This is a genomic window from Fictibacillus sp. B-59209 (assembly GCF_036216745.1).
Taxonomy (GTDB): Bacteria; Bacillota; Bacilli; order Bacillales; family Fictibacillaceae; genus Fictibacillus_C; species Fictibacillus_C marinisediminis.
Window position 1 is genome coordinate 35,643 of the sequence record NZ_JARMMC010000009.1, and the last position, 14,032, is coordinate 49,674.

At 46.0% G+C, this 14,032-nt stretch carries 14 protein-coding genes, 1 pseudogene and 1 riboswitch; of the genes and pseudogenes, 14 read left to right on the forward strand and 1 reads right to left on the reverse strand.

What is annotated here, in order from left to right; all coding sequences use genetic code 11:
* Positions 1 to 182: 182 nt before the first annotated feature.
* The 5 genes from glpX to P4361_RS07340 all read left to right on the forward strand — a co-directional run bounded on the left by glpX (position 183) and on the right by P4361_RS07340 (position 4,419).
* Positions 183 to 1,151 (forward strand): class II fructose-bisphosphatase, encoded by a 969-nt coding sequence (glpX, locus tag P4361_RS07320; RefSeq protein ID WP_328088824.1) that lies wholly within the window; start codon positions 183 to 185, stop codon positions 1,149 to 1,151.
* Positions 1,152 to 1,440: 289 nt separating this feature from the next.
* Complete coding sequence (gene rho, locus P4361_RS07325; RefSeq protein WP_053356444.1) at positions 1,441 to 2,730, forward strand: transcription termination factor Rho; 1,290 nt, start codon at positions 1,441 to 1,443, stop codon at positions 2,728 to 2,730.
* Positions 2,731 to 2,843: 113 nt separating this feature from the next.
* Positions 2,844 to 3,089: a type B 50S ribosomal protein L31 gene (locus P4361_RS07330; protein ID WP_053356445.1), complete on the forward strand. Its 246-nt coding sequence runs from the start codon at positions 2,844 to 2,846 to the stop codon at positions 3,087 to 3,089.
* A gap of 148 nt (positions 3,090 to 3,237) precedes the next feature.
* On the forward strand, positions 3,238 to 3,855 hold the full coding sequence (locus P4361_RS07335; RefSeq protein WP_053356446.1) for a thymidine kinase: 618 nt from the start codon (positions 3,238 to 3,240) through the stop codon (positions 3,853 to 3,855).
* Between the two features lie 111 nt (positions 3,856 to 3,966).
* A complete protein-coding gene (locus P4361_RS07340) occupies positions 3,967 to 4,419 on the forward strand; it encodes a hypothetical protein (protein WP_091009277.1) in 453 nt (150 codons plus the stop codon).
* A gap of 192 nt (positions 4,420 to 4,611) precedes the next feature.
* Here the strand turns inward: P4361_RS07340 and P4361_RS07345 are convergent, their stop codons facing one another.
* Complete coding sequence (locus P4361_RS07345) at positions 4,612 to 5,946, reverse strand: FAD-dependent oxidoreductase (protein ID WP_053356448.1); 1,335 nt, start codon at positions 5,944 to 5,946, stop codon at positions 4,612 to 4,614.
* A 169-nt stretch (positions 5,947 to 6,115) separates the two neighbouring features.
* Between P4361_RS07345 and P4361_RS07350 the strand changes: the two genes are divergently transcribed.
* The 9 genes and pseudogenes from P4361_RS07350 (at position 6,116) to P4361_RS07390 (ending at position 13,790) form a co-directional block, all read left to right on the forward strand.
* On the forward strand, positions 6,116 to 6,445 hold the full coding sequence (locus tag P4361_RS07350; RefSeq protein WP_053356449.1) for a hypothetical protein: 330 nt from the start codon (positions 6,116 to 6,118) through the stop codon (positions 6,443 to 6,445).
* A 59-nt stretch (positions 6,446 to 6,504) separates the two neighbouring features.
* Entirely contained in the window at positions 6,505 to 7,164 is a 660-nt protein-coding gene (locus tag P4361_RS07355; protein ID WP_328088826.1) for an MOSC domain-containing protein, read from the forward strand.
* Between the two features lie 115 nt (positions 7,165 to 7,279).
* On the forward strand, positions 7,280 to 8,353 hold the full coding sequence (gene prfA / locus P4361_RS07360; protein ID WP_053356451.1) for a peptide chain release factor 1: 1,074 nt from the start codon (positions 7,280 to 7,282) through the stop codon (positions 8,351 to 8,353).
* 10 nt (positions 8,354 to 8,363) lie between these two features.
* Positions 8,364 to 9,224 carry a peptide chain release factor N(5)-glutamine methyltransferase gene (gene prmC, locus P4361_RS07365; protein ID WP_328088833.1) on the forward strand — a complete coding sequence of 287 codons (861 nt, stop codon included), beginning with the start codon at positions 8,364 to 8,366 and terminating at the stop codon, positions 9,222 to 9,224.
* Between the two features lie 247 nt (positions 9,225 to 9,471).
* Positions 9,472 to 9,570, forward strand: a riboswitch (SAM riboswitch).
* A 162-nt stretch (positions 9,571 to 9,732) separates the two neighbouring features.
* Positions 9,733 to 10,782 (forward strand): LLM class flavin-dependent oxidoreductase, encoded by a 1,050-nt coding sequence (locus tag P4361_RS07370; protein WP_328088828.1) that lies wholly within the window; start codon positions 9,733 to 9,735, stop codon positions 10,780 to 10,782.
* Between the two features lie 11 nt (positions 10,783 to 10,793).
* A pseudogene (locus P4361_RS07375) lies at positions 10,794 to 11,042 on the forward strand (alpha-L-glutamate ligase); the annotation flags it as partial.
* A 407-nt stretch (positions 11,043 to 11,449) separates the two neighbouring features.
* The gene (gene spoIIR / locus P4361_RS07380) at positions 11,450 to 12,124 is read left to right on the forward strand and encodes a stage II sporulation protein R (RefSeq protein WP_053356454.1); all 675 of its coding nucleotides are present in this window, start codon (positions 11,450 to 11,452) and stop codon (positions 12,122 to 12,124) included.
* A 66-nt stretch (positions 12,125 to 12,190) separates the two neighbouring features.
* The gene (locus P4361_RS07385; RefSeq protein ID WP_328088830.1) at positions 12,191 to 12,634 is read left to right on the forward strand and encodes a hypothetical protein; all 444 of its coding nucleotides are present in this window, start codon (positions 12,191 to 12,193) and stop codon (positions 12,632 to 12,634) included.
* Between the two features lie 106 nt (positions 12,635 to 12,740).
* Positions 12,741 to 13,790: an L-threonylcarbamoyladenylate synthase gene (locus tag P4361_RS07390; RefSeq protein ID WP_328088831.1), complete on the forward strand. Its 1,050-nt coding sequence runs from the start codon at positions 12,741 to 12,743 to the stop codon at positions 13,788 to 13,790.
* The last annotated feature ends 242 nt before the right edge of the window (positions 13,791 to 14,032 follow it).

The following is a 14,032-nucleotide window of genomic DNA, read 5'->3' on the forward strand; positions in this document are numbered from 1 at the left end:
TCAGTGTCCTGGTCCTCGATGGATGAAAAGGAACATCTCTTTTCATCCTTGGTCACTTCGTTCTTGAGCAGAAAACAAAGAACGTTTTATGCTCAAGACCTCCAGTGCTAGTCGGACCATAACGGCCACTTCAGCATTTCTAATTTTTGTAAGCGTTTTTCTAGAAGGGGGAAGTTATTTCAATGGAACGTAGTTTATCAATGGAACTAGTACGTGTTACAGAAGCCGCAGCACTTGCTTCAGCCCGTTGGATGGGCCGGGGCGTAAAGGATGAAGCAGATGATGCAGCAACAACTGCCATGCGCGATGTTTTTGATACTGTCCCGATGAAGGGAACGGTCGTCATTGGCGAGGGAGAAATGGATGAGGCTCCTATGCTTTATATTGGTGAAAAGCTGGGAACAGGCTATGGCCCGCGTGTAGATGTAGCGGTAGATCCTCTCGAAGGAACGAACATTGTGGCTTCCGGAACTTGGAATGCTTTAGCTGTTTTGGCTGTGGCGGACCACGGAAACCTTCTGCATGCACCGGATATGTATATGGATAAAATTGCCGTAGGTCCAGAAGCGGTAGGCCAGATCGACATCGATGCACCAACCATCGACAACCTAAGAGCCGTTGCCAAAGCACGTAATAAGGACATTGAGGACCTTGTTGCCATCGTCCTTAACCGCCCAAGACATGAGAAAGTCATCCAGGAGATCAGAGAAGCTGGTGCAAGAATTAAGCTGATTTCTGATGGTGATGTGGCTGCAGCCATTAATACAGCATTTGAAGGAACAGGCGTGGATATCTTATTTGGATCAGGAGGAGCTCCTGAAGGTGTCATTGCCGCAGTAGCTTTAAAGTGCCTTGGTGGAGAAATACAAGGTAAATTGCTTCCCCAAAATGACTCAGAATTAGAACGCTGCCGCAGAATGGGGATCGCCGACATTAATAAAGTCCTCCGTATGGAAGATCTCGTCAAAGGCGATGATGCGATTTTTGCTGCAACAGGTGTAACAGACGGAGAACTCTTAAAAGGTGTCCAGTTTAAAGGGACGATCGGTACGACGCACTCTGTCGTCATGCGTGCAAAGTCAGGTACCGTTCGATTTATCGATGGGCGCCACAGTCTGAAAAAGAAACCTGATCTTGTCATTAGACCATAGTCCTTTTTATATAGTCCGGCGCCTATCTCTTCTGCATCATTTGTTCGGAAGAGGAAGCGTCCGGATTTTTACTTTTTTCATCCTGTCTTTATCTATGACTTGATTAAACCCGCAATTTGTGGTTAAAATATGAAGTACTGTTTATTTATAATATGAAATTTCCACTTCTGGTTTACTTACTTCAATAGTATCCTTCCAACCCTTCATTTCTGTTGCCCTGTTCTTTCATAAAAAACGATTAAAACAGAAAACACAGTGTTTAGAAAATAGAATAAAGTGTGGTGTCATTATGGGCTTAGTATTATCTGAATTAGAAACAAAAAAATTAAAAGAATTATATGAACTTGCAAGACAATATAGAGTTCCTTATTATGGGAAATTAACGAAAAGAGAATTGATGTTTTCCATTCTTAAAGCACAGGCTGAACAGGATGGATATTCATTTATGGAAGGGATTCTCGAAGTTATTCCGAATGAAGGCTTTGGATTTTTGCGTCCGATCAACTACTCTCCAAGTTCCCAGGATATTTATATTTCAGCCTCGCAGATCCGCAGGTTTGATCTAAGAAACGGGGACAAGGTTTCCGGTAAAGTCCGTCCTCCAAAGGAAAATGAACGTTATTATGGATTGCTACAGGTTGAAGCGGTAAACGGCGAGGATCCAGACACAGCAAAAGAACGTGTTCACTTCCCTGCATTAACGGCTCTTTATCCTGAAAAGAAAATGGTGCTTGAAACCGAGCGCACGAATCTTTCAACCCGTATCATGGACATGATTGCACCGGTTGGCTTCGGTCAGCGCGGATTGATTGTCGCGCCTCCTAAAGCTGGTAAGACCAGTCTTTTAAAAGAGGTCGCACACAGCATTTCGACTAACCATCCTGATACTGAACTGATTGTCCTGCTGATCGACGAGCGTCCGGAAGAAGTAACAGATATTGAGCGGTCCGTTAAAGGCGATGTCGTCAGCTCTACGTTTGACGAGGTACCGGAAAACCACATTAAAGTTGCAGAGCTCGTATTAGAACGTGCAATGCGCCTTGTGGAACATAAAAAAGATGTTGTTATCCTGTTGGATAGCATTACACGTCTTGCCCGTGCGTACAACCTTGTCATTCCTCCAAGCGGACGTACATTATCCGGGGGGATTGACCCGGCTGCTTTCCATCGTCCGAAGCGCTTTTTCGGGGCTGCCCGAAACATTGAAGAAGGCGGGAGCTTAACGATTTTGGCAACGGCTTTGGTTGAGACGGGCTCTCGGATGGATGATGTGATCTATGAAGAGTTCAAAGGGACAGGCAACATGGAGCTGCACCTTGACCGTAAGCTTGCTGAACGACGAATCTTCCCTGCAATCGATATTCGCCGATCAGGTACGAGAAAAGAAGAAATGCTTATCCAGAAGGATCACCTTGAATCGTTATGGGCGATCCGAAAAACAATGGATGATTCGTATGATTTCGTAGATACGTTCATGAAGCGTTTACGAAAAACAACCAACAATGAGGATTTCTTCGCGATGTTTGAGGCTGAGAAGTCAGGCACGAACAAGCGCGTAAAATCATTGTCGAATTCCTGAAGAATATAAAGGGAATGCTGTTGCAAAATGAACAGCACCCTGTTATACTACTGCTATGTGCTTATTTTAACTCTGGGTCCTCAGGATTCAGGGCAGAAGGAGTTGAGAACGAAATGAAACCAAATTTACATCCGACTTATAATAAAGTTGTATTTGTTGATGCGAGCAGCGGTTATAAGTTCTTATCCGGCTCTACAATGTCTTCTAGCGAAACCATTGAATGGGAAGATGGAAATACTTATCCTGTCATCAAAGTGGATGTTAGTTCCGATACACACCCTTTCTATACTGGGCGTCAGAAGTTTACAGATGTCGGCGGACGTGTTGACCGTTTCAAAAAGAAATACAATCTTAAGTAATATGCTGCAAGTTGTAAGGGGCAAGAGAACTTCTTGCTCCTTTTTTTTGTAAATAAAGAGAAATTTGCCGCCTCGTTATAAGGCGTTCAGCTAAATAGATGAGTACATAATATATGTAAATACCATGCATGGGAAGGGGAACAGAAACATGTACGTAATGAAGCAGAATGGCTGGGTAGAAGTCATTTGTGGAAGCATGTTTTCAGGAAAATCAGAAGAATTGATACGCAGGGTGCGCCGGGCGAAATATGGAAAGCTTGAAGTTCAAGTCTTTAAACCACTGATCGACAACCGTTACAGTGAAGAGTCAGTGGTTTCTCATAACGGTACCGCAGTCATTGCCCGACCGGTCGAAAAATCAGTTGATATCCTGAAAAGTGTTTCTCCTGACACTGAAGTGGTAGCCATAGATGAAATTCAGTTCTTTGATGAGGATGTCATTTCTGTCGTTCAGGAATTAGCCGACCATGGAATTCGGGTAATAGTTGCAGGACTTGACCAGGATTTCAGAGGCGAACCATTTGGCCCGATGCCAAAGCTTATGGCGCTTGCTGAAAGTGTAACGAAGCTGCACGCGATCTGCATGGTATGCGGATCACCGGCCAGCCGTACACAAAGGCTGATCAACGGAAAACCGGCTTCTTATGATGATCCCATTATTTTGGTAGGTGCATCAGAATCATATGAACCACGCTGCCGCCATTGTCATGAAGTGCCGGGAAAGCCGAATAATCTGCTCGCAAGCTTAGCAGAACAATCAGAATAAATGAAGGATGATCCTCTTTAAGGTGCCAGGCACCTCATTGAGATTCATCCTTTTTTTGTCTGTATTTTTTTAGGCTTAACACAAACCCTAAGATTACGGGAGGTGTTTTCTGTGAAAAATACAGGAGTTTTCCTTATCCTTGCTTTACTGCTGACGGCATGTTCTCCGACGTCTAAAGATCATTTTGAACCGACGGCGAATGAATCAGCCAAGAATATGAAAGACAACATGTGGGGACATGGGATTATTAATTACCATGTGACAAAAAATAACCCAAAGTTCAACTATAGTTCTGAAACGAATAAGAATCCCAATGACTATCAGAAATTGAATACAGCCCGATTTGATATCTCTGATGATCAGGACAAAATTCGTGAGGCGGTCGTCAGCCAGACGGGCATCAACCCTCAGATGGTGACCATCAATGGAAACTATGCACATATTCATTTAAACGTGCCTTCAAGTGTATCTGACCGTAAAAAAGAGAAGATGCGCCGAGACATTAAATCAGCAGCAGAGCAGGCCGTTCCACGCTATAAGTTTTCAGTTAAAGTGGACAGCTAAGAAAAGCGCAAGCGCCCTGCTTAGGTTCGACAAGCGCTGGAACTATTACACAGCAACACGCTTTTTGTGTTGAGGTGGAAGAGTGAAGCGACTTCGAGAACCTGGGCGCTGGTGCTGGACAATACATCTATGACTATACATCAGGTGAAAAAACGGCAAATGTCCGTGCTTCCCGCACAGACAAATGCCGTTTTATTTTTTGGCTCTTCTCGCAGCCTGCTGAATCGGATCCCATACCCCGTTATATGGAGGAGCATAGCAAAGATCCAAATCCTCGAGTTCGTGCAGGTCCATTTTGTGAAACATGGCTGTGGCCAAAACATCCACTCTTTTGTCCACCCCATGCTTGCCGATAAACTGCCCGCCCAGAATGCGCTGGTTGTTTGCGTCAAATATGATTTTGACGTGCAGCGGTTCTACTCCAGGAAAATAGCCGGCAATGTCTTTTGCACGCGTCATTACTGTTTCAACCGGGAAGTGGAGCTTTTCCGCTTCTTTCTCGGATATTCCTGTTTTTCCAAGAGAAAGGTCCATGAACTTAATGATTGAGGAGCCGACAATTCCTTTGAACGTCTGCCTCTTTCCTGACATGTTCAGGCCTGCAATCCGGCCTTGCTTGTTCGCTGTTGTGCCAAGAGGAATATGATCATCCATTTCTTTGATCAGGTGGTAATGGCTCGCGCAATCTCCAGCAGCATAGACATCTTTCACATTGGTCCCCATGTACCGGTTGACAAGGATGGCTCCGCTCTCGTGAAGCCGGATCTCCGTATCTTCGATCAATGATGTATTCGGCTTTACACCAACAGATACGATGACCATGTCCGTTGGATAGTCCCGTTTGTTCGTCTTTACGAATTGAACCCGGTCATCTCCCTTAAACCGCTGAACTTCTTCATTCAAACAAACCTCTATGTCATGCTTTTGGGCTTCTTCATGGATCAGTTCTGCCATATCGGAATCAAAGATGGCGCCTAGCTGGGGCCCTCTTTGGATAATCCTTACCCTTTTCCCTAAAAGCCTAAGATTTTCTGCCATCTCAAGCCCGATATAGCCTCCACCGATAATGGTGACGTCCTGGATGGAAGGATCAAGGTCCTTCTTGATTTTCTCAACGTCAGGAATCGTTTTCACAACATGGATGCCTGGCAGGTGCCTTCCTTCCCATTGCGGCATGACAGGGCTGACCCCCGTTGCAATCAGAAGCTTGTCATATGAAAAAACAAATTCCTCATTTGTTTTTGTATGTATGCCGTAAATGGTCTTTTCCCCTGGATCAACCCGGGTCACTTCATGATAGGTTCTGGCGTCCATTCCATACTTCTCCCTGAAGGTGGTTACATCGCGGGCAATCAGTTCTTCAGAAGATGGAATGAGTCCGCTCACTACATAGGGGAGTCCGCATTGGCCGTAAGAATAGATGCCCCCTTTTTCAAAAATGGTGATGCTGGCCTCCGGATCGTTGCGGACGATTTGCATCGCAGCACTCATCCCGGCCGCATCTCCGCCGATAATACAATAGTTCATACTCTATCCCCTTTCTGTTCTTCTATTGTATTCCCCTTCGTTTTCTTTTAGTCATCGTTAAATGGGTGTTCGCTATTCTTGCACCGTATCCTTTTTTTCTTTCAACACTATCTGTACCAACAAGAACCTGCCGGCGCTGTCGAACAATCATAATAGAGAGGTGTAGAAAATGCTGGATATCTTATCGAACGGAACGGACTGGAACGACCATCCTGTTCCGATCACCACACTTATCAAAAAGTTGAAAGAGAAGCCGCTGGATCCTATCTATGAATCCATGGGAAATTTTATTGTGAAAGTCAATCCGGTTACTGATACGCAGCACGACATACGGCACAAAGGTTGTACCCAATTTTTTGGCCACTTTGCAACCATTCCCTTTGTTTTCAATATTATAACCGATGAAAAAGTCGTGATTGAAGAACTGACAAAGGCCATCCGCATGAATCAGCAGCGACTGGATTACGAAGCGCTGAAAAACCATACATCCATGTATTAAAAACCTTTGCCCGGCGCATCCCTATAGAGTACGATAAAAGAAAGAGCGGGGGTGCAGTTGTGGAAGGATCCATTATAGCTTTGAATACTGGAAAGGCAGATGTTCTTTCGTGGCAGGGAAAAGACATAAGCTCGGCGATCAATAAAAAGCCGTCCCGTGGTCCATTATTCTTGTCAAATCTTCAATTTGAAGGAGATATACAGGCGGACACCGTGCACCATGGCGGTCCGGATAAAGCAGTCTGTGTCTATTCTCATAATCATTATGCGTATTGGGAGAAAGGGCTGGGAATCTCTCTGGACGTACCCTCTTTCGGTGAGAATCTTACCGTTGAAGGCCTTACCGAAAAAGAGGTCTTTATCGGTGACATCTTCCGGCTTGGGGAGGCACTGGTCCAAGTGAGCCAGCCGCGCCAGCCTTGTTTTAAGGTGGCTGCCAAACTCAAACAGCCGTTGATGATCAAATATATTCAGGATACCAGTTTCTCCGGCTATTACTTGCGGGTACTGGAAGAAGGCACTGTCAGCCCGGGAGACAAGCTTGTTATTGAAGAAAAACATCGAGCCGGGATCTCTGTCGAATTTGTTAACAGAATGACATACATAGACAAGGAAAACAGAGAAGGGCTTACCATGCTTGCCGGTCTGAATGAACTGGCAGAAGGCTGGCGCTCAGCTATGAAAAAGAGATTAGACTCTCTCCTCGGGCAGTACCTGTAGCTCCGGGGATTTCTTTTTGCCTTCAAACCGTCAAAACACAGTCTGAAGGCTTTTGACGGGTGACCTCCCCTGTATTATAATTAGAATGTTATGCCATTAAAATGAGGTGAAAAGCGTGTTAGAACGTTTAGAAACGATAGAAGCCCGATACAATAAATTAAATGATCTATTAAGTGACCCAGAAGTCATTAGCGATACGAATAAATTAAGGGAATACTCCAAAGAACAGTCTTCTCTTCAAGATACAGTAGCGGTTTACCGCGAGTATAAAGAAGCAAAAGAAGGGCTCGACGAAGCAAAAGCAATGCTCGAAGAAAAGCTTGATGCCGAGATGACCGCCATGGTGAAAGAGGAAGTTTCCGAGCTTGAAGATAAGATTGAAGAGTACATTCAGCAGCTGAAAATCTTGCTTCTTCCAAAAGACCCGAACGATGATAAGAACGTAATCGTCGAGGTACGCGGAGCAGCAGGCGGTGACGAAGCCGCCCTATTTGCAGGCGATCTTTACAAAATGTACAGCCGCTATGCCGAGGTGCAAGGCTGGAAAACAGAAGTAATCGAAGCAAGCTACACCGAGCTTGGCGGCTACAAAGAGATCATCTTCTTGATCAACGGCAACGGGGCATACTCCAAGCTGAAGTATGAAAACGGAGCACACCGCGTACAGCGTGTTCCTGCTACAGAGTCCGGCGGCCGTATCCATACGTCTACAGCGACAGTAGCGATCCTTCCTGAAGCAGAAGAAGTGGAAGTTGAAATTCATGATAAGGACGTCCGTGTAGACACGTTTACGTCAAGCGGACCGGGCGGACAGTCGGTTAACACGACTCAATCCGCTGTTCGTCTGACGCATATTCCAACTGGAACCGTTGTTTCCTGTCAGGATGAAAAATCACAGATCAAAAACAAGGAAAAAGCGATGAAGGTTCTTCGCGCACGTGTTTATGATAAAATTCAGCAGGAAAAACAAAAAGAATACGATGAAAACCGTAAATCTGCAGTGGGTACCGGTGACCGTTCAGAACGGATCCGTACGTACAACTTCCCGCAAAACCGTGTAACGGACCATCGCATCGGCCTGACTCTTCAAAAACTGGATCAAATTTTGCTCGGCAAGCTGGACGAATTCATTGAAGCATTAATTACAGAAGACCAGACAAGCAAAATGAAGGCCCAGACGGAAGCATAAGATGAAAGCGATGAAACTGCATGAAGCCCTGAACTGGGCTTCATCTTTTTTAACGAAAAAGGGACGGGAACCTCAAGCCGGGGAGCTTCTGCTTCGTCATGTACTTGGCGATCTGAGCCGGACGGAGCTGCTTCTTGGTTTGGATGAAGAGCTTCTTCCAAAGCAGCAAGAGGCATTTGAAGCAGCTGTACAAAAGCATGGCGATGGAGTGCCTGTCCAATACATTATTGGTTTTGAAGAGTTTTACGGAAGACGCTTTTCGGTGAATAAAGAGGTGCTCATTCCTCGGCCGGAAACAGAAGAGCTCGTATATGAAGTGCTTCAGCGCTCCATGATGAGGTTCCCTGGCATAGAAGAGATCCAGACAGTCGATGTCGGGACGGGGAGCGGTGCCATTGCCATTACGCTGGCACTGGAAAATTCTCGTTTTTCGGTAACCACGATCGATATTGCTGAGGAATCCCTGGAAGTCGCAAAGAAAAATGCTGAAGACCTTGAGGCATCTGTTCGTTTTATTCATGGAGACCTCCTTCAGCCTCTGATCGAGGGCGGAGAAAAAGCAGATATCGTTGTGTCGAATCCTCCTTACATTCCTGACCGTGAAATAATGGAGCTTGAGACGATCGTTAAGGATCAAGAGCCTTTCCGTGCACTTAGCGGCGGTGAGGACGGCTACGTATTTTACAGAAGGTTTATGGAAGAGCTGCCCCTCGTTCTGAACGCACAAAGCATTGTTGCCTTTGAAGTCGGCCATGATCAGGGCCAGACGGTGGCTGAAATGCTCAGGGTCACGTTCCCTGGGTCGGTTGTTTCGGTAGTAAAGGATATCAGCCAAAAAGAACGGATGGTTATCGCGGAGATTGGCTTTTAAGAAGAGTGGAAGGGGCTCTCAGCTGTGCTGGGGGCTTCTTTTTTGTGGCCGGAAGAACCGAATTGAACGACACTGGCGCTGAATTGAGCCGAACGGAGAATAATTGAGCGAAACAAGCAATAACTGATCCGAACTGAATTTTTCAGACTTATTCGCCAGTCAAACGCAACTCAATATCATCTATTCTCACATCCTAAAAATTGACGAAATACCTACTTCTATTGTAGGATTACTATTAATTAAATAAATCTTATCCAGAGCGGTGGAGGGACTGGCCCTATGAAACCCGGCAACCTATTTTTAGAAGGTGCTAAATCCAGCAGGAGTAGATCCTGGAAGATAAGATGGAGCGGTCAAAAACTTCCCCTTATCTAAAGGGGAAGTTTTTTTTAGATAGTCGGAGGGTCAGGCCGTTGTCCTGACCGCTCCTCCGCACTGAAGGGATGGACTTTCAGGGTTTCTTTTAGTGGCAGAATGTTTTTAAAAGGCAGAGGGGAGAAAAAGGTAGATGAGATTTGGATTTTGGTTGCCGATCTTTGGTGGATGGCTGAGAAATGTGGAAGATGAGAACATGCCGCCGACGTTTGATTATGGGAAGAAGGTTATTCAGTCCGCGGAAAAATGGGGGTTTGACACGACGCTGATCGCGGAACTGTATTTGAATGATATAAAAGGGCCGGAGCAGGACTCTCTGGAGGCTTGGACAACGGCAGCGGGTCTCGCGGCCGTAACGGAGAAAATAGAAATTATGACAGCGGTAAGGCCGGGATTCCATAATCCTGCTGTAACGGCGAAAATGACGGCGAACATCGACCAAATGAGCGGCGGGAGGTTTACACTTAATGTCGTCTCCGCCTGGTGGGAAGAGGAAGCGAAGCAGTATGGCGGCATTTTTACTGCCCACGACGAAAGATATGAGCGTACGCAAGAGTTTCTTGATGTTCTAAAGGGGCTGTGGACAGAAGAAACCTTCAATTATTCCGGCAAGTTTTATCAGTTTAGCGATACGAAACTTTTCCCTAAACCTGTTCAGCGGCCAAATCCCATTTTGTATGCTGGCGGAGAAAGTGAAAGGGGTAAACAGGTTATCTCTTCCTCCTGTGACGCCTACGTCATGCATGGCGGCACTGTCGAAGAGATCGCCGTTAAGATCAATGACATGAAGAACCGCCGCGGGCAAACAGGGAAAGAACCTTTATCTTCGTTCGGCATGGCGGCCTATGTGATCTGCCGGGATACTGAAGAAGAAGCCCAAGCGGAACTGCAGAGGATTACAGATGTAAAAGAGTCCAGCGCATATGCTGGGTTTAAAGATTTTACGAGCAAGTCGCAGCTTGAACAGCAGATTCAGCTGTACGACTACTCTGTTTCCAACCGGGGGCTGAGGCCGAATCTGATCGGCACACCTGAACAGATTGCGGAGCGGATTGCAGCATATGAAGAAGCCGGCCTCGGACTCCTTTTACTGCAATTCTCCCCTCAGTTAGAAGAGATGGAACGTTTCTCAAAACAGGTGATGCCTTTGGTGGAGAGCTATCGGAAAGAACATGCGAAATAAGGAGGATGACCATGAAAAAAGTATATATCATACATGAGAACGATGAATGGACAGATCATCTCACAAAGAGACTGGATGAGCTGCAAGTGCCTTATGAGGCATGGCATCTCGATCAGGGAACGGTTAATCTGGCAGAAGCCCCGCCCGAGGGCATTTTTTACAGCCGCATGAGTGCTTCCTCACATACAAGAGGACACCGTTATGCACCGGAACTTGCTGCCGGTGTCATTGCCTGGCTGGAAAAGACGGCACGATCTATACGTATGATATCAATACGAACACCAATTACAACTCTGATGCTGAAGCGGCTGCCGGAAAATATGGCATGCTGGAGCTTGCGGAATTTTTGCAGCTGCAGCTTGATTCATTGAATGCAGCAACCGCGCAATAGACAAAAAGAGCCTCCCGCCAGTAGCGGGAGGCTCTTTGTTTTTTCATTATCTACATGAAAAAGGGGGTGATAGGGATGTCCTTACTATAGCAGACCTCCTACACTACAGAGGAATTATGTGACCTTTTTGATATGTTTAATAAATTTGTGACAAAGTCCGTTATTTCACAGCCGGTTTCTGTCATATTTTTTCGGTATTTGTTTACTAGATTCATAGTATGATTTCTCCTTTCCGTGGCCACAATGAGGATAGAAAAGGAAAGGGGAGTTTTAAACATGAAAAGATCAAAAAAATCGCTAATGACTATACTATTCCTATCGCTGATCGCGATGCTGCTGTTTTTTGAAACCCAAACGAAGGTGGCCGATGCCACTATGAATGCCTCTGCTAAAATTCCAAGTGATGCCATCAGGCTACGGATTCTGGCAAACAGTGATGCGGAAAAAGATCAGGCACTGAAAAGAAGAATCCGGGATAAAGTGAACGAACAGATCACAACCTGGGTGGGTGGCCTGGATTCACATGATCAGGCCGAAAAAGTGATCCGAAAACATTTGCCTGAAGTTGAAAACGTGGTAAAGTCCTACTTGAAAGATGCCGGGCTCAACATTCCCTACAAAGTTCAATTCAACAATCATGTCGCCTTCCCGACAAAAATGTACGGAAATAATATCTACCCTGCTGGAAAGTATGAAGCGGTCCTCATTACACTTGGTAAAGGGAAAGGAGCCAATTGGTGGTGTGTATTGTTTCCGCCTCTATGTTTCCTTGATTTTGAAAACGGAGACGCCGTTAAAGCGGATCAGAAGGGTGTAAAGGAAGTGGCCTCAGGACCAGCTCAGGACGCACCTGTTGTTCAAAAGCCTGAGGAAGAAAAAATAGAAGTTAAATTCTTTCTGGCAGACTTATTTACCTCCATCGCAGATAAGATCGGGAGTCTTTTCTCTTAAAAGCCCTGCATAACTTTCATGGTTGTTTCATAGACTTTTATAAAAAATGCTAGAGGGGTGAACACCATGACAATTCGTTTACGGGCGGCTATGCCGCATGAAGCAGGAAGTCTCGGTGACCTGGTAAAGCAGGCAGGTCTCGGAACTGACGGGATCAGAGAGGGAATCGAGAACTATCTGGTTGTGGAAAATGATAAAGGAGATACGATCGGAACAGTGGGCCTGGAAAGAGTTTGCCAGGACGGGCTGCTGCGTTCCTTCGTCATCAAGAAAGAATATTCGAGTGAACAACTATTTCTGCGATTGATTCAAAGAATTTTGCTATACTGTAAGGAAAAAGGAGTGAAAACCCTGTATCTGCTTACGAAAGCTGTTCACCTTTTTGAGCCTTTATCGTTTCAGCCGGTACCTGAAAAAGGGACTCCTCCCCATATTGAGAATACCGCCCATTACAAGAAAACAGCTGGAAAAGATGTTGTACTCCTGTACTGCACCTTGAATGACAAATAATTATCCACAAGTTATGCACATTTCTGGAGCGTTTGTGTATAACTTGTGGATGATGTGCGAAATGAGCGTCAGAACACAGATTGGGCGATTTGAAAGGATTTTTCACATGATAGAGTATAAAACCGAAGTATGGTCTGTGGATAAAAAAATGGATGAAGAAAAAGAATATCCACAAATTACGCAAGCTTCCTTGTGGATAAAGAAAAATGAAGTGGTGGCGTTCCCTACAGAAACAGTTTATGGACTTGGAGGAAACGCGCTCAGTGATGAAGCCATCGAGAAAATTTTCCGGGCAAAGGGAAGACCGAGTGATAATCCGCTGATCGTTCATATCGCAAGTACTGAACAGCTTGAGGGGATTGTTGCTTCCATCCCGGAACGTGCAAAAAAACTGATGGATGCGTTCTGGCCGGGTCCCCTGACACTGGTTCTGCCCAAGGGAGAGGATGTGGCCGGCCGGGTGACAGCGGGGTTATCCACAGTAGCTGTTCGTATGCCTGATCATCCCGTTGCCATGAAACTGATCAAGGAATGCGGTCTTCCGCTGGCGGCTCCCAGCGCCAATGTCTCTGGAAGGCCTTCTCCAACGACTGCCCAGCATGTTTATGAGGATTTAAAAGGTAGAATCCCTGGTATTCTGGACGGAGGGGCAACAGGGGTCGGTGTGGAATCCACAGTGGTCGACTGCACGGCCGAAACACTTGTCATCCTTCGCCCGGGAGGAGTCACGAAAGAGCAGCTTGAAGAGGTGGCGGGTGAAACATCCATGGATCCTGGACTCCTCAATGAGAAGGAAGCACCCAAATCTCCGGGCATGAAATACACGCATTATGCGCCGGATGCTCCACTTTATCTTGTGGATGGCTCTCCTGCGTTTTTGCAGGAGCTTGTGGACAAGCAAAAAGAAGCAGGGCGAAAAATCGGTGTTCTCACTTCAGAAGAAAATGCATCCTTTTATCAGGCTGATACGATTATTCCGTGCGGGTCACGTGAAAAGCTGGAAAGTGTCGCACATCATCTGTACGACGCTTTGCGGGCGTTTAACGAGAGTGATGTGGATATCATTTATGGAGAAGTGTTCCCGAAAAAGGGCGTAGGTGCAGCCATTATGAACAGGCTTGAGAAATCGGCAGGCGGACAGATCATTAAAGAATAGAGCAAAAAAGAAGGGGCTGTCCTGAAAGTCGAAAATTGACCTTCAGGCAGCTCCTTTGACGTGAAAAATCTTCAATGAAAAGTTGATTGGAGTGCAAGGTGCGAGACTCCTGCGGGACTAGCGTGACAGGTGAGACTCCCGCAGGCGCTTGCGCCAAGAGGCTCACCGCACGCCCCGCGGAAAGCGAGCAGCCTGGAGCGGAGATCAACAGCTACCAGACTTCTTGGACAGCCCCTTTGTTT